Origin of the sequence: Leptotrichia sp. OH3620_COT-345, assembly GCF_003932895.1 — a bacterium.
Taxonomy (GTDB): domain Bacteria; phylum Fusobacteriota; class Fusobacteriia; order Fusobacteriales; family Leptotrichiaceae; genus Pseudoleptotrichia.
Genome location: NZ_RQYW01000009.1, coordinates 1 through 17,043 on the forward strand (window position 1 = coordinate 1; position 17,043 = coordinate 17,043).

Annotated in this window: 15 protein-coding genes and 1 CRISPR repeat array; of the genes, 13 read left to right on the forward strand and 2 right to left on the reverse strand. The window is 30.1% G+C overall.

Annotation, left to right across the window (positions count from 1 at the left end):
• Positions 1 to 816: a CRISPR direct-repeat array (repeat unit 29 nt; unit sequence TTGAATAGAAACATATGATGTATTTAAAT).
• Positions 817 to 1,113: 297 nt separating this feature from the next.
• The 9 genes from EII29_RS06455 (at position 1,114) to EII29_RS06495 (ending at position 8,924) form a co-directional block, all read left to right on the forward strand.
• Complete coding sequence (locus EII29_RS06455; protein WP_125236719.1) at positions 1,114 to 2,010, forward strand: haloacid dehalogenase-like hydrolase; 897 nt, start codon at positions 1,114 to 1,116, stop codon at positions 2,008 to 2,010.
• A 25-nt stretch (positions 2,011 to 2,035) separates the two neighbouring features.
• Positions 2,036 to 2,362, forward strand: a complete 327-nt coding sequence (locus EII29_RS06460; protein WP_125236720.1) for a PTS sugar transporter subunit IIB — start codon at positions 2,036 to 2,038, stop codon at positions 2,360 to 2,362.
• Between the two features lies 1 nt (position 2,363).
• Positions 2,364 to 3,707, forward strand: coding sequence for a PTS sugar transporter subunit IIC (locus EII29_RS06465; protein WP_125236721.1), 1,344 nt, complete (start codon positions 2,364 to 2,366; stop codon positions 3,705 to 3,707).
• A gap of 532 nt (positions 3,708 to 4,239) precedes the next feature.
• Positions 4,240 to 4,758, forward strand: a complete 519-nt coding sequence (locus EII29_RS06470; protein WP_125236722.1) for a GrdB-related putative oxidoreductase — start codon at positions 4,240 to 4,242, stop codon at positions 4,756 to 4,758.
• Positions 4,759 to 4,910: 152 nt separating this feature from the next.
• Positions 4,911 to 5,867: a N(4)-(beta-N-acetylglucosaminyl)-L-asparaginase gene (locus EII29_RS06475; RefSeq protein WP_125236723.1), complete on the forward strand. Its 957-nt coding sequence runs from the start codon at positions 4,911 to 4,913 to the stop codon at positions 5,865 to 5,867.
• A gap of 1 nt (position 5,868) precedes the next feature.
• Positions 5,869 to 7,008 carry a Sapep family Mn(2+)-dependent dipeptidase gene (locus EII29_RS06480; protein ID WP_125236724.1) on the forward strand — a complete coding sequence of 380 codons (1,140 nt, stop codon included), beginning with the start codon at positions 5,869 to 5,871 and terminating at the stop codon, positions 7,006 to 7,008.
• A gap of 120 nt (positions 7,009 to 7,128) precedes the next feature.
• Positions 7,129 to 7,665, forward strand: coding sequence for a DUF302 domain-containing protein (locus EII29_RS06485; protein ID WP_125236725.1), 537 nt, complete (start codon positions 7,129 to 7,131; stop codon positions 7,663 to 7,665).
• 25 nt (positions 7,666 to 7,690) lie between these two features.
• The gene (locus EII29_RS06490) at positions 7,691 to 8,293 is read left to right on the forward strand and encodes a flavodoxin (RefSeq protein WP_125236726.1); all 603 of its coding nucleotides are present in this window, start codon (positions 7,691 to 7,693) and stop codon (positions 8,291 to 8,293) included.
• A 28-nt stretch (positions 8,294 to 8,321) separates the two neighbouring features.
• Positions 8,322 to 8,924, forward strand: a complete 603-nt coding sequence (locus EII29_RS06495; protein ID WP_125236727.1) for a flavodoxin — start codon at positions 8,322 to 8,324, stop codon at positions 8,922 to 8,924.
• A 437-nt stretch (positions 8,925 to 9,361) separates the two neighbouring features.
• On the opposite strand, the gene EII29_RS06500 is transcribed toward EII29_RS06495, so the two are convergent.
• Positions 9,362 to 9,955 carry a histidine phosphatase family protein gene (locus EII29_RS06500; protein ID WP_125236728.1) on the reverse strand — a complete coding sequence of 198 codons (594 nt, stop codon included), beginning with the start codon at positions 9,953 to 9,955 and terminating at the stop codon, positions 9,362 to 9,364.
• Between the two features lie 67 nt (positions 9,956 to 10,022).
• Positions 10,023 to 10,904, reverse strand: coding sequence for an AraC family transcriptional regulator (locus tag EII29_RS06505; RefSeq protein WP_125236729.1), 882 nt, complete (start codon positions 10,902 to 10,904; stop codon positions 10,023 to 10,025).
• 119 nt (positions 10,905 to 11,023) lie between these two features.
• On the opposite strand from EII29_RS06505, the gene EII29_RS06510 reads away from it, so the two are divergent.
• The 4 genes from EII29_RS06510 (at position 11,024) to EII29_RS06525 (ending at position 16,410) form a co-directional block, all read left to right on the forward strand.
• The gene (locus EII29_RS06510) at positions 11,024 to 12,268 is read left to right on the forward strand and encodes a sugar ABC transporter substrate-binding protein (RefSeq protein WP_125236730.1); all 1,245 of its coding nucleotides are present in this window, start codon (positions 11,024 to 11,026) and stop codon (positions 12,266 to 12,268) included.
• 33 nt (positions 12,269 to 12,301) lie between these two features.
• Positions 12,302 to 13,207: a carbohydrate ABC transporter permease gene (locus EII29_RS06515; RefSeq protein ID WP_125236731.1), complete on the forward strand. Its 906-nt coding sequence runs from the start codon at positions 12,302 to 12,304 to the stop codon at positions 13,205 to 13,207.
• Positions 13,192 to 14,070 carry a carbohydrate ABC transporter permease gene (locus tag EII29_RS06520; RefSeq protein ID WP_233573273.1) on the forward strand — a complete coding sequence of 293 codons (879 nt, stop codon included), beginning with the start codon at positions 13,192 to 13,194 and terminating at the stop codon, positions 14,068 to 14,070. The genes EII29_RS06515 and EII29_RS06520 overlap by 16 nt, the downstream gene beginning before the upstream one ends.
• A 156-nt stretch (positions 14,071 to 14,226) precedes the next feature.
• On the forward strand, positions 14,227 to 16,410 hold the full coding sequence (locus EII29_RS06525; protein ID WP_233573274.1) for an alpha-galactosidase: 2,184 nt from the start codon (positions 14,227 to 14,229) through the stop codon (positions 16,408 to 16,410).
• Positions 16,411 to 17,043: the final 633 nt, after the last annotated feature.

Genomic DNA, 17,043 nt, shown 5'->3' on the forward strand with positions numbered 1-17,043 from the left:
TTGAATAGAAACATATGATGTATTTAAATCAGTATACACAATTTTCCTTTGTGTACAATGTATAGATTGAATAGAAACATATGATGTATTTAAATTGTTCGCTTCCTTCCTCTGGAGAATATCCATGTATATTGAATAGAAACATATGATGTATTTAAATTTGGATAATTCCGCTTTGGAACTAAGTAAAAGGCAGATTGAATAGAAACATATGATGTATTTAAATATGGTTCTTTCTGCGTCTCCTTGTATATGTGCTGTTATTGAATAGAAACATATGATGTATTTAAATGCTGACGCAATATGAAAGTGAAACACCAACAGGAGATTGAATAGAAACATATGATGTATTTAAATCTTGGCAAGACGGAAGAAGCGTCTTACAAGTTTACATTGAATAGAAACATATGATGTATTTAAATCTTGTAGTAGATGGAAAGAGTTATAGCTATAGTGGTATTGAATAGAAACATATGATGTATTTAAATAACAATGGGGATTTGGTTATGTGTTTGGCTGGTATTATTGAATAGAAACATATGATGTATTTAAATTATAAATTAAATAATAAAAATAAATTTACTACTAAAATTGAATAGAAACATATGATGTATTTAAATATCTACGGTATAAGTTGTCTTATTCATTAAAAATGCATTGAATAGAAACATATGATGTATTTAAATAAATTACAAAAGATACCATATACCAAAAGCACAGATTGAATAGAAACATATGATGTATTTAAATTAACATTGGAGAAAAAGAGTTTTTTGATAAATACCAATTGAATAGAAACCTATAATATATTTAAATGACGGTTTAAGAAAGCCGCTTTTTTTAATTTAAGTATTAAATAGAAATATAGCTTTTTAAAAGAATTGATTTTAAAGTGAAATACAGAATTAATAATTTACAAAAAAATAATAATATAAAAATATTATATATTCTACATATAGCAAATAAAAATAAGAATTTTGAAATATTTTTAATTAAAAAATTATGATAATAATTGAAAAAGAAAAAAAACAAGGTATAATAAAATTAGATTGAAGTACAGCAAAAAAGTATGATAATCAAAAACAGAAAAATTTATAAAGAAAGGAAGGAATTATGAAAAAAAGATTATTAAACTGCTTTGCCAGTGATTTTAGGAAAATGAGAAAAGATGACTTAAAAAATGCTATTAAAGCAAGTGAGGGAAGAACAATTCTTTCAGAAAATGTTGCAGACAGGAGAACTGTCACAGGTGATATTACAAATAGTGAATTGGCAAGAGCTTTTGGTGCGGATTTAATTTTACTAAATGGATTGGATGTCTATAATCCGATCATAGCTGCTTTACCTAAAACTGATGAACCGATAAAATTATTGAAAAAACTTACAGGAAGACTCGTAGGACTAAATCTTGAGCCTGTAGATTTAGAGGCGGAAATGCTGGAAGAGATGGAAATTATCCCTGAAGGTAGAATATGTTCAAAAATGACATTGCAAAAAGCTACTGAAATGGGATTTGATTTTGTTTGTCTAACCGGAAATCCCGGAACAGGGGTTACAAATAAAGAAATTTTAAATGGAACAAAACTTGCAAAACAGTTTTTTGAAGGAATGATAATAGCTGGAAAAATGCATGGGGCAGGAGTAAATGAACCGGTTGTGGATACAGAAATCATAAAACAGTTTTTAGAAAACGGAGCTGATGTTATTATGCTTCCTGCTGTAGGGACTATACCGGGATTTACTCACGATGAAATGATAAAAGCGGTAAAATACATCAAAGAAAACAAGGGACTTGTAATGTCTGCAATAGGTACAAGTCAGGAGAGCTCTACAAGGGAAACTATAAGAGAAATAGCAATAATGAATAAAATAGCAGGAGTAGATATTCAGCATATAGGAGATGCGGGTTATGCAGGAGTAGCTCCTTTTGAAAATATAATGGAACTGTCTATAGCCGTAAGAGGAGTAAGACATACATTAAGAATGATTTCTGCTTCAAATGACAGATAAAAATATATAATTACAAGGAGGATTTATGAAAAGAATTTATTTATTTTGCAATGCCGGAATGTCAACAAGTTTAGTAGCAAAGAAAATGCAGGAAGTAGCAGATAGTTACAAACTTCCTATTGAGGTCAAGGCTTTTCCTGATCATAAATTGGATATTACGGTAGAAGAATTTCATCCGGATATTATTTTATTAGGACCTCAGGTGAAATTTAAACTTGAAGAAACAAGAGTTAAATACAAATCTAAAGGAATTCCTGTAGAAGTTATTGATTTGGAAGACTATGGAAATGTTGATGGAGAGCGCATTTTAAAAAGAGCAATAAAAATCTTGAAAGAGAAGGAGGCTAAATAATATGTTTGATAAATTGGAAAAAATTTTAGGTCCTGTAGCAGTTAAGTTAAGTAGTAATAAGGTGCTTACAGCAATTCGTGATGGTTTTTTAGTAGCCACTCCTTTAATTATAGTAGCTTCAATTTTTCTTGTTGTAGCAAATTTTCCTATTCCCGGATATTCTGAATTTTTAGCGAGGATTTTCGGAGAAAACTGGGAAGGATATCTTGATTCAGTTGTAAATTCGACATTTGGAGTAGTAGCTTTACTTGGAGTAATAGGGATAGGATATTATTATGGAAAAGCAAGAGGTATTGAAGGAATAGCCGGAGCAGCAGTATCTCTTGTAGCATTTCTGATTTTAAGCCCTCAATCTCATCCGTTTTTTGTAAATCAGGACGGGAAGTCGTTTAGAGGATTTGCATTCAGTAATTTAGGTTCTGCAGGACTTTTTCTTGCAATGATTACTGCACTGATTTCAGTATCAATATTTGTAAAAATTAAAGACAGAGGTTGGACTATAAAGCTTCCTGAAGGAGTACCGCCAGCAGTAATAAATTCTTTTGCAGCATTAATACCGAGTATGTTTGTAATGCTGACATTTTTTGTAGTAAGACTGGTATTTAATTTCACTGAATATAAATATGCTCACGATTTTATATATAAAGTTTTACAGACACCATTGATGGGATTCGGTCAAAGTTTGATTTTTGAGCCTATTTATCAATTTTTGTCAACATTATTCTGGTTTTTTGGTATTAACGGTCCTGCGGTTACAAATACTATCTTCGGTCCGATACATCTGGCCTTGACTACAGAAAACTTAACAGCATTTAATGCGGGGCAGCCGTTACCTAATATATTTACAGGTCCTTTTGGGGATTTCTTCGGTAACTTCGGTGGTGGAGGAAGTACACTTTCCCTTGTTCTCCTTATGCTGTTTGCAGGAAAATCTCAACGTATGAAAAAACTTGGAAAACTATCTATTGTACCCGGAATTTTTGGAATAAATGAAATGGTTATTTTCGGACTTCCTGTAGTTCTTAATCCGATTATTGTAATTCCGTTTCTGCTCGTTCCTCTTGTGAATATTATTTTGTCTACTATTGCAACAGTAATAGGTATTATACCTTATACAACAGGAGCATCACTGCCATGGACAACACCTTTATTTTTTTCAGGATGGTTGTCTACAGGAAGTATAATTGCAGGATTTTTTCAGATAGGTCTGGTGGCTTTAGGATGCTTAATTTACTATCCTTTTTTCAAAGTTTTGGATAATCAGTATCTAAAAGATGAAACTAAACCGATTGAGGAAAAAGACGATCTTAATGATATTTCTCTTGAAGATATATCGTTTGATTAACAATATTAAAGTAATTTACCTGAAAAAACTAATAATATTTTTTACTCCCGTTATCTGAAGCTTGTATAATAAAGTTTAAAACGATACGGGAGTTTTCAAAAAATATTTTATGATTGATAAAAATAATTTTATACTTAAAAAAATTTTGGAATATTTCATAAAACAGAAAATATATTGAGTTAAAAAAATAAAATTAGTAAAATCAGTATTTTATGATTTTCTAAATATAAAGTTTATTGTTAGATAATTATTTTTGATTTATGAGATAGTTCAGGGAAAAAAGCTGTTTGGTTAAAAAGTGTTTTTTTATGAAATTTTTGATTTCATGTATTTCTCCTTTGATTACAAAACTTTCCAATTTTCAAAAATATAAATTATGTTTGAAAAAATAAACAAACTATGTCCAGAGAAATTTTTCTTAATCAGTATAATTTATATTTTCCGGAAATTTATAGTCTTGGAGAAATTAAAGTTACGGTAAATTAGGACAGATTAAACATATAAAATTTTAAAATTATGGAGGTGTATACCAGTGAGAGTTGTATTGTTTTTTGACCAGATACAGTCAGGAACAGGAGGAAAAGAAAATTCCAATGTAGAATTGACTGTTGAAAAGGGAGGAATAGGTTCGTATATGATGTTTGAAGAATATATGAAAGAAATAGGTGCATCAGTATTAGCGACTACTTATTGCAGTGATAGTTATTTTAGAGAAAGCAAGGAAACAGTATTATCTAAAATGGAGGGATTTTTAAATAAAGTAAAAGCGGATATACTTTTGTGCGGTCCTTGTTTTAATTATGATGGATATGTTCAAATGTCAGCTATTTTGTCAGAGTACGTAAAGCAACATACAGAATGTACACCTATTATAGTATGTTCTGAAGAAAATGAAGATATTATTCAAAAATATAAAGATAAAATAGTAATAGTGAAAATGCCTAAAAAAGGCGGTGTAGGTTTAAGAGAATCATTGAAAAATATGGCAAAAGTAATTAAGTCAATATATAATAAGGAAAAGAAAGAATCTATATCAGCTTATATATATTAATTTTAAATTGATTTTAAACAAAATACAAAAATATTAAAGCCTGAAGTTTATATACAATTAATACAATATATTTGCTGAATTTGATTTTCAGTTCTTTTTTGGAAATTAAAGAATAGTATTATTCATAAATTTATGAAATGAGGTGAAATTTTATGTGGGGAATAATTGCCACATGGTGTATGGCACGGGACGGTGTCGAAAAAGCAACAAAAATGCTTAAAAATAAGGAAAAGGCTGAAAATGCTGTAGAAATTGCAATAAAGGATGTGGAAGATTTTCCCTATTATAAATCTGTAGGATATGGAGGATTACCTAATGAAGAAATGGAAGTAGAGCTTGATGCTGCTTATATGGACGGCTCCACTTTTAATTTTGGAGCGGTATGTGCCATAAAGGATTTTGCAAATCCCATATCTGTGGCAAAAAAACTGAGTAAACTTAGTGAAAATAACATGCTTGTAAGTTCGGGAGCAGAAGCTTATGCTCATAAGGAAGGATTTGAAAGAAAAAATATGCTTACAGATAGAGCAAAGATTCATTATAAAAATAGAATAAAAGATATTGCAGAGTACGAACTAAAACCTTATTCCGGACATGATACAGTAGGAATGGTATGTCTTGATGTATATGGAAATATGGTTTCAGGTACATCTACAAGTGGTCTTTTTATGAAGAAAAGGGGGCGGATAGGAGATTCTCCCATAATCGGATCAGGATTATATGTGGATAATGAAGTTGGGGGAGCGAGTGCTACGGGCTTAGGAGAGGATATAATGAAAGGTATTATTTCCTATGAAATAGTAAGGATGATGGAAACAGGAGCAGATCCTCAGACAGCGTGTGATAGAACTGTATATAATTTTGAAAGAAAAATGATGAAAAAAAGAGGGAAAATAGGAGATATATCAGTGGTTGCAATGAATAATAAAGGAGAATGGGGTGTTTCAACAAATATTGATAATTTTTCATTTGTAGTAGCAAATGAGTTGTCTGATATAAAAATTTATCGTGCAAAGCGGATTAACGGAAAAACGATATGTGAACTTGCTTCAAAAGAGTGGATAGAAGAATATATGAGTAAAAGAATGGAACCGTTGGAGGAGAAGTAAAATGGATAATGGAAAAAAAAGAGAAATTTCAGAAAAAGTAAAAATAATACAGAAAGAACTTTTAAATTCTTTAAAAGAGCTTGTATCTATTTACAGTGTTGAGTCTTCTCCTTCTGAAAATGCTCCTTTTGGAGAAGGACCTCGTCTTGCTCTTGACAAAGCCTTGGAAATTTCTCAAAAAATGGGATTTTATACAAAAAATATAGATAATAAGGTAGGATATGCACAATATGGAGACGGAGACGAAGATTATATAGGGATTTTCGGACATGTAGATGTTGTTCCTATAGGAACAGGGTGGAAATATGATCCTTTAAAAAGTAAAATAAAAAATAACAGAATATACGGACGGGGAGTATTGGATAATAAAGGTCCTATTCTCGCGAATTTATATGCTCTATATATTTTAAAAAAGTGTAATGTAACTTTTAAAATTCCTGTGAGAATTGTATTTGGAACAAATGAAGAGACAGGATTTAACTGTGTAAAGCATTATCTGAAAAAAGAAAAACCTCCGATTTTCGGCTGGACTCCTGATTGTAAATGGCCTGTTGTATATGGAGAAAGAGGTAGAATAAAAGTAAGAATTTGGGCAGAATACAGTTATGTAAAGGAGTTTTATGAATTTGTAAATGACTATATTTTATCTGCACCGAATAATGGAGTAAAATTAGGTATAGATTTTAAAGATGATGATTTTGGAGAAATGATTCTGAGAGGATACAAATTTGGTATTTCTGATAATAAGCATTATTTTGAATGGACAATGAGTTATCCCGGAAATTGTACAGGAGAAAAATTGATTGAGCTTATTAAGGAATGTCTGACAGAAAATTTGAAAATAGAAGAAGTATCTAACTGGAATCCCGTATTATATGATAAGTCATCTGAATACGTAAAAATATTGCAGAAAGTTTATAATGATATTACAGGATTTAATTCGGAACCTGTTACAACGACTGGAGGAACTTATGCAAAAATTATACCTAATATTATAGCTTACGGACCAAGCTTTCCGGGACAGAAAAATATAGCACATCTCCCTGATGAATGGATGGATTTGAATGATCTTGAAAAAATTACTGAAATATACACAATGGCATTATATGAAATAAATAAATTTTTGGAAAATAAAAAATAATGTGAATTTTATATTTTTAAAATATTATTTTACATTATAATCATATTTACTTGATTTTATTTTTTTTATGTGATAAAAATATATTAAATAAAAGTAAAATGTTTAAAGAAAGGATGATGTATGACACAGAAAATTTTAATATCATTAGTTTTGATGTTATGTTTTGGGTTGACATTTTCAAATCAAAAATCGGAAACGAAAAAAAGATTTGAAAAAGTGTACATTCAAAAACAGAGTTTATTTGATTTTGAAAAAACAGTGGAAACTATTAAAAATAGACTTGCAGAAAAAAAAGTTACAATTTTTTCAACAGTAGATCACAAGAAAAATGCAAATGGAGTTCAGCTTAAGCTTAGACCTACAACTGTTATTATTTTCGGAAATCCTAAAGTGGGGACATTGTTAATGCAGGAAGATCAAAAAGTATCTTTTGAACTCCCTTTAAAAATTTCCATATATGAAGATGAAAAAGGAAAAGTTCAGGTAGTTTATTATGATGTGAGATTATGGGGAAAAAAATTTAACATAAAGAATATCGAGATTTTGGAAAATATATCAAAACTTTATGATTATATTGTTCCGGTGGAAAATAATATGAACAACATGAAGATGAATGACATGAAAAAAGATAATATGAAAAATATGAATAAAAAATAAAATAGCAGAAGGAGAAAAAGAGAAAATGAAAATAATTCAGTCAAAAATATTAGTATTGTTAAGTTTAGTTGTTTTAACAGTTTTAGGATGTTCAAAAGGGAACTCATCAGATACAGCAAAAGAAAATATGAAATCTGATATGAAAGATGATAAAATGACAATGAAAAAAGTACTTGTAGTTTATCATTCAATGACAGGGACAACAGAAAAAGTAGCTGAAATGATAAAAGAAAAATTGGGAGCAGATATTTTAGAAATTGAACCTGAAAATGAGTATGATTTGAAAACAATAGAAGAAGTAGTAAAAAAACAAATGGCAGATAAAGAAAAAGTGGCAATAAAGAAAGTTGAGGGAGATCTTTCAGAATACGATACTATTATTATAGGAACGCCTGCATGGTTTTCAGAAGTATCTTTACCATTACAGACATACTTATCTGAACAGGATTTATCAGGAAAAACGGTAGCAGTTTTTACAACTTACGGAGGAACATATGGAGATTTACTGACTAATTTTGAAAAAAATGTAAAAGCTAAAGAAGTAAAAAAAGGAATAGCATTCAGTGGAAAACAGGTAAATGAAGGTATTGAAAAAGAACTCGATGCTTGGCTTGAAACTTTAAAATAAAAGGATAAAATAATAATTAGGAGAAAAAATGAAAAAAATTAAAGGACATTTTTTAATGATGTTAAGTTTAGTCATACTGTCATTTTTCGGTTATACAAATACAGGAATAGCAGCTATGATGAAAAACAATATGAAATCTGATATGATGAAAGATAGCGGCAAAGTACTTATAGTTTACTATTCTTTAACAGGAACAACGGAAAAAGTAGCTAAAATGGTACAGGAGAAATTAGGAGCAGATATTTTAAAAATAGAAACACAAAAACCGTATAATATATCTTCTATACCAAAATTAGAAGCATTAGTAAAAAAACAAATGGCAAATAAAGAAAAAGTGGCAATAAAAAAAATTAATAAAGACCTTTCAAAATATGATACTATTATTATAGGAACACCTGCATGGTTTTCAGAAGTGGCTTTACCTGTACAGACATATTTATCAGAGCAGAATTTATCAGAAAAAACGGTAGCAGTATTTACAACTTATGGAGGAACATATGGAAATTTACTGACTGATTTTCAAAAAAATGTGAAAGCTAAAGAAATAAAAAAAGGAATAGCATTCAGTGGAAGACAGGTAAAAAATGGAATTGAAAAAGAACTTGATGTTTGGGTTAAAACTTTAAAATAAAATTTGAAATTTTAAGAACAAATAATAAATAAAGAACCGTTTTAAATGACAGTAAGTGGTAAAAAATTGTTATTAAAAGGTTCTTTTATTTTTTATAAAATTTTGATTTTGTGTTTTTTATTGTTATCATAATTTTACTATATTTTTTTATTTAAAGCTATTTTTGTAATTTCCGACTTTCGATTCAATATTCAAAAATTTCAGAGTAAGCAATTATTTTTGAGTCTTAATAAAAGTACATTTAATTGTTTTTTTGAATGCTGTCTTAAAGTACAAAAATATGTAGAATGATAAATTTTGTACATATTTAATTTTTATAAAGTTTAGTAAAAATAAATAAAATTTTTATTTTTTTAAATATATATTGTTTATGGTTACGGGATTATTTTTAACTTATGAAACAGTTTTCGAATATATTTTTTAAAAAAATGAAAAAACTATACTTCTCTATTAAAATCATGTTTTATTAATTCAATAAGAGTAAATTTTTCATTTTCGTATTCATATTTAAAAATGGAACAGTTGGGGATGCCTGTAAAAGGAAATTCAGGAGCCCATCTGAGAAAAAAAGCATAGCACGCTGCTCCATGACTTACTGCAAGGACGGTATTATGATCTTCCTTTTCCATAATATTTGTCAGTGTTTCAGTCATTCTTTTTTCCACTATTTTTTCAGATTCTCCTTTAAACTTTAGAAAGAAATTTCCGTAACTTTTATCACCGGGTTCGTGAGGTGGATTCAGGTCTTCACTTTCTCCTTCAAATAAACCGAAATTCCACTCTTTAATTCCTTTTAGTCTTTCATAGGACATTTTAAAATCTGTTACTATTTCAAGAGTATCTGAAGCTCTTTCCTGTGTGGATGAGTAAGCATGATCAAAGGTAATTCCGTTCTCTTTGAAATACAGTCCTGCAATTTTTGCCTGTTTTACACCTTCGTCAGTAAGAGGAGAGTCACATGCTCCCTGAATTTTTCTTCTTAAATTGAAAAGCGTCTGTCCATGCCGCATTAAATAAAGTGTTTTTTTCATATTTTTTTGTATGATAAATATTTAGATATATAAATATCATACTCTCCTTTCTTTAGATTTTATCTATTCATTCATTTGATAATACATTCAGTTTGTAGAAATTTTTGTAATAATTCCGATATTTTGTAGGAGATATTTTGAATTTGTGTCTGAAAGCCTTAGCAAAATAATTTCCACATGAAAATCCTACCTTTTCAGAAATTTCCTCAATAGTCATATTTGAATTTAATAATAATGAAGTTGCATTTTTTAAACGAGTTTTTATGAGATACTGTCCGGGAGATATTCCTGTTTCAGCTTTAAATTTTCTTGTTAAATGAAATTTTGATAAACTTGTATAATTGGAAATATCCTCTATAGACAGAGGTTTTGCATAATTTTTTTTAATATATTTTTTTATATTTTCAGTAACTAATGAGTTTTTCTTTTTTTCCACTTTATTGTATCCGTTCAGAAGTTCAAAAATCAGGTTATATGTATATCGGGAACATTGGAAAATATCGTGAATTTCACGACTTGTAGCAGCATAAAATGTTTCCCAAAGTAAAGATACAAATTTAGAATCAGGAGTAAATTTTAAAATGTCCGAAGCTGCATTTTCAGTAATCTGTTTTCTAAAATCTTCGACTTCGATGGAAAATTCCACATAAAGAACTTCCCATGAAGAAGCATTTTCAGGGAGATAATAAACGTGTTTTCCCGGAATTTTTACAAAAAATGCTTCATTTTTACCTATTTTGTAAGTTTTTCCATCAATTTTTATTTCTCCATGTCCGTTTATAGTATATTGAAACAGGCAATATGTGCCGTCTTTAGAACGATTCATATTATCCCAGTAATATTGAGGATCAGTGATTTTGTGTCGTCCTATGGCATTTATTGTAGCAATGGGAAAAGGTTTTTTAAATTGAAATATATTAAGTACCCATTCTTTATCTTTTTTCAGCATTTTTTTACCCCTATATTATTTTTTTACTCTTTTCTTATTAAGAAATCAGGTTATTATATATTATACAATACATTGTTTATTAAAACAAATAAAAAATAAAATTTTCGGAGGTTACAGAAATGAAAAAATTTCTTATTTTAATAGTAACATTTTTATTTTTATTGAGCTGCGGTGCTGGAAAATCATCGGAAAGTTCAAAAGGAAATGTCGAAGAAGGGACAAAAGAATTGAGTTTTATGATTTGGGATAAAAATCAGGAGCCGGGAATGAGTGAAATAATAAAGGAATTTGAAAAGGAAAATCCTAATATCAAAGTAAAACTTCAAGTAATAGGCTGGGATGAATATTGGACAAAACTCGAAGCGGCAGCAACAGGAGGGGCTTTGCCTGATATATTTTGGATGCATTCGGAAAGATTCTATGATTATGCTGCAAATGGAATGCTTATGGAAGTGGATAAAGGGATAGATGAAGGATTTAAGCATTTTCCTCAAGATTTAGTGAAATTATATCAGTTTGACGGAAAACAGTATGCAGTACCTAAGGATTTTGACACAATAGGATTATTTTATAATAAGGCTTTATTTGACAAAGCAGGTGTGCCTTATCCTGATGAAACATGGGATTGGAATAAATATCTTGAAGCTGCTAAAAAACTGACAAAAGATGGAGTATATGGATTGGCCGCTCCTTTAAGTGCTCAAGAAGGTTTCTGGAATCTTATATACCAGAATGGCGGATATGTAGTGAAAGATAATAAATCAGGCTATAACGATCCTGCTACACAGGAAGCTATTCAATGGTGGGTAGATTTAAGTTTAAAAGAAAAAGTATCACCTACTCAGAAAGAATTTGATGAAGTAAGATTTAATCTGATGTTTACATCAGGAAAAGTGGCTATGGTTCAGTTAGGGTCATGGAACTTACCTGCTATAGAAGAAAATAAAGAGTTTGCTAAAAATGTAGGAGTGGCTTATCTACCTAAAGGAAAGAATCGGGCTACAATATATAACGGACTTGGGTATTCCGGATCAGCTAAAACAAAATATCCTGAAGAAGTGAAGAAATTTTTAACATTCCTTGCTTCAGAAAAAGCAAATGTAATACAGGCTCAGTATGTTTCGGCAATTCCTGCATATGAAGGAACACAGCAGGCATGGATAGATCATAATAAAGATATGGATTTGAAAGTATTTGTAGAACAGTTGAAATATGGAGTAATATATCCTGTAGCAAGTAACGGAGGAAAATGGAGAGATTTGGAGAATGAAATATTTGCACCGGTATTTGCAGGAAAAGTCGATGTTAAAACTGCGACTGATGAATATGCAAAAAGAATGAATGAAATGATAGAAGGGAAATAAAAGAAACGGGTAAAATGAAATGAGGCGGAAATTATGAATAACAGAAAATCAAACTATTTAAAAAACCAAAAAATGGGAAATATATATTGGGGTTATCTTATGATAGCCCCTACAATGATAGGTTTATTTATTCTTAATATTTTTCCCATATTTCAGACTTTATATTTGAGTCTTACAAAATCAGGAGCTTTTGGTAAGGTTACATTTATAGGATTAAAAAACTATATAGATATATTTCATGATAAACTTGTTATACAGTCGTTCCTGAATACATTTATTTATACTATATTAACAGTACCTGTAGGAGTATTTCTGTCTTTGACTGCGGCAGTCCTTCTAAATTCAAAAATAAAGGGAAAAACAGTGTACAGAACATTGTTTTTTCTTCCCGTTGTTTCCGTACCTGCGGCAGTTGCTCTCGTATGGAGATGGATATTTAATTCAAAATTCGGATTTATAAATAATATACTTTCATTATTAGGTGTAAAAGGTATAAATTGGCTGACTGAGCCGAAATTTGCAATGATAGCCATTGTAGTAGTAGGGATATGGTCTATGATAGGATATAATATGATAGTCCTTTTAGCAGGACTTCAGGAAATATCGCCCACATATTATGAAGCGGCTGAAATAGATGGTGCAGGACCAATAAGAAAATTTTTTTTCATAACGTTACCTCTAATTACGCCGACATTGTTTTTTGTTATAATTACTACTTTTATAAGTTCGCTACAGGTATTTGATCTTATTTATATGATGATAGAAAGAACAAATGCCGTATTGCCGAAAGTACAGTCAGTTGTTGTACTTTTTTACAGATATTCTTTTGAAAGAAATATGAAGGGATATGGTTCAGCAATTATAACAATGTTATTTTTTGTAATACTTTTAATAACTTATGTTCAACTGAAATTACAGAAAAAATGGGTTCATTATTAGAAAGTTCTGAAAAAGGGAAAGGAGATATAGTAATGAAAAAATCTACATATAAATATAAAAACGGATTGACAATACACACTTTACTGATAATAGGATCAATATTCATGTTTATTCCATTTATATGGACTATTCTGACTGCATTCAAAACGTTGCCTGAAGCTATTCAGGTACCTCCTACAATATTACCTGAAAATTATAATTTCAGTAATTTTACAAAGGCTTTGAAATCTTTACCGTTTTTCAGATTTTATTTTAATACGATAGCAGTAATAATTATAAGAGTTATTGTTTCGACATTTTTTGCAGCAATGGCAGCATACGCCTTTGCAAGAATAAAATTTCCGGGAAGAAATATAATGTTTATGTTTGTTCTTATCCAGATGATGGTACCTACACAGATATTTATTATTCCTCAGTATTTGATAGTACAGAAGTTGGGAATGCTGAACAGTATAGGTGCATTGGTTTTTCCGGGAATTGTAACGGCATTTGGAACTTTTCTTTTAAGACAGTTTTTCATGGGATTGCCTATGGAACTTGAAGAAGCTGCAATTATTGACGGAGCAAATAAATGGCAGATATTTACGAAAATTATGCTTCCCCTGGCAAGATCCGGAATGATTTCGTTAAGCATATTTACGGCACTGTTTGCGTGGAAAGACCTTATGTGGCCATTAATAGTCAACAGTGATTTAGAAAAAATGCCTCTTTCAGCAGGGCTGGCACAACTTATAGGGCAGTTTTTTACAGATTATCCTGTGCTTATGGCCGGGTCAATACTTGCTATTACACCTATGGTAATTGTTTTCATACTGTTTCAGAAACAGTTCATAAGCGGAGTGGCGCTTAGCGGTGGAAAATAATATCAAAAATAAGAACGGATAGTAATTGATAGCTAAAGATAAGTTGGCAAATAAAACCAATTTTCTGAAAAATATAAAAGCAGAATAAAATATTTTAATTTAAAGAGAGCGTGAAAAACAGTGATAAAGTATAATGAGAAAACGGGAGAATTTCATTTGTCTAATGCTAGTCTGAGTTATATAATGGGAATACTTAAAAACGGACACATAGGACATTATTATTTCGGGAAAAAAGTAAGACATAAGGATAATTTTTCGCATTTATTTGAAAAAATTGCAGCAGAACCTCCTATTACTCCTTCAATAGATGAGAAAGGATTTTCTCTCGATATTGTGAAGCAGGAATATCCAAGCTACGGAACAGGGGATTATAGAGAACCTGCATTTAAAATATTACAGGAAAATGGAAGCAGAATAACGGATTTTAAATATAAAAATCACTCTATTATAAAAGGGAAGAGAAAACTTAACGGACTTCCGTCAACATATTTAAATGAAGATGATGAAGCTGAAACATTGGAAATTATATTGGAAGATGAAGTGATTAATGCGGAAATTATATTGAGTTATTCAATTTTTGAAAAATATTCTGCTATAATGAGAAGCGTAAAAATTATAAATAAAGGTAAAGAAGAACTTAATATAGAAAAGATAATGAGCATGTCTATTGATTTACCTGATTCGGATTATATACTTACCCAATTAAGCGGTACATGGGGGAGAGAGAGGCATGTAGTCGAAAGTGAAATAAAAAGAGGAATAATGATAATAGACAGTAAAAGAGGTACAAGCAGTGCCTTGAATAATCCGTTTATAAGTCTGAAAAGAAAAGATACGACTGAAATTTCAGGAGAAATAATCGGATTGAATCTCATTTACAGTGGGAATTTTTCTACAGCTGTGGAAGTGGATCAGTATAATGTTACAAGAGTAAATATGGGAATAAATCATTTTGATTTTAACTGGTGTCTGGAACCGGGAGAAGAATTTCAGGCTCCTGAAGCAGTACTTGTATATTCAAACAGAGGTATAAACGGAATGAGCCAAACTTTCCATAATTTGTATAAAAATAATTTAATAAGAGGATATTATAAAAATAAAATAAGACCTATACTTTTAAATAACTGGGAAGGTACCTATTTTGATTTTAATGAAGAAAAAATATTGAAAATAGCTGAAAATGCAAAAAAATTAGGAGTAGAACTTTTTGTACTGGATGATGGTTGGTTTGGGACAAGGAATGATGATTTTCAAGGGCTTGGAGATTGGGAAGCAAATTTGGAAAAGCTTCCTCACGGAATAAAAGGATTAGCTGAAAGAATAAATGAAATGGGATTAAAATTTGGATTATGGTTTGAGCCTGAAATGGTAAATAAGAACAGTAATTTATACAGGGAGCATCCTGACTGGATAATTTCTGCACCTGAGAGGTTTCAGACTCCGGGAAGACATCAGCATACTCTCGATTTATCAAGAAAAGAAGTGGCAGACTACGTTTATGAATCAGTTGCTCGAAATTTGAGAGAAGCGAATGTAGAATATGTGAAATGGGATATGAATAGATGTATGACTGAAATATATTCACATGGTAGGGAAGGTAAAAGACAGAAAGAGACAGCTCACAGATATATCCTCGGATTGTATTCAGTGCTGGAAAAGCTTGTAAATGAATTTCCGAATGTTCTTTTTGAATCATGTGCAAGCGGAGGTAATAGATTTGATCCGGGAATGCTTTATTATATGCCTCAAACATGGACGAGTGACAATACAGATGCAGTAGAGAGGTTGAAAATACAGTATGGTACTTCAATGGTTTATCCTATACCGTCAATGGGAGCTCATGTGTCTATAACTCCGAATCATCAGACCGGAAGAAATACAAGCCTTGATATGAGAGGGAATGTAGCTATGTTCGGAACATTCGGATATGAGCTTGACCCTGAAGACTTGACTTCTGATGAAAAGGAAGAAATTAAAAAACAGATAGTAGAATTTAAGAGATATAGACAATTAATAGCAACAGGTGATTTTTACAGGATAAAATCTCCTTTTGAGGGGAATGAAACTGTATGGATGATAGTAAATGAGGATAAAAAAGAAGCGCTGGTAGGATATTATAGACAGCTTGTTGAAGTAAACGGAGGATTTAAAAGAGTGAGACTCACAGGACTTGATAACAGTTTTGATTACAAAATTTATAAAAAAAATAAGGAAACTGCAAAAATAATAGGTGGAGATGAACTTATGAACATAGGTTTGTTTGTAAATGAATCATATAGTGAACATAAAGATATGCAGGGAGATTATTATACGGAACTGTATTATTTAAAAGTTGAATAGACTAAGCTTCTAGATTTACGGAATTATAAAATTTATAATTTAATTAACCAACATCTTTATAAAATAATTTTATACCCGAAACGGATTTGTGAGAATTTCGGGTATTTATATTTTTTTCATGAAAGTGTCGCCTTCATACATATACTAACAACTGGAAAGTTTTTAATTCCTCAAAAATATTCATTATGCCTGAAAAGATAAAACTTACAATACTTAGACAGCTGTTTTCCTAATCAGAATAATTTTATATTTTTTCAAAAAAATTTTTGAACATTGGAAGAATTTAAAGATGAAATAAAATAATTTTAAACTTAAATTATAGTTAAATTATAATTGCAATAGAAACATAAAACTGAAATAGAAGAAAAAATCTCAATATTCAAAATATTTAACGGAAAAAATAATAAAGTAAATGCAAAGAAAAATCGTTGTTTGATTAAAATAAATTTGTGAGTTTTTAGTGAAAGAAGTATTTTTGAGTATGAAATAATTAGAGTTGGTAAATTTTTTTCAAACTTTTTGTAAAAAAATTTGGAGATTTTTACTAAGTTTTCAATTTAAAGTATGGAAAAAAATTACAAAAGCAAGAATAAATTCTTGCAGGAAAAAAGCTTTTGAATTAGAATGTTGAGG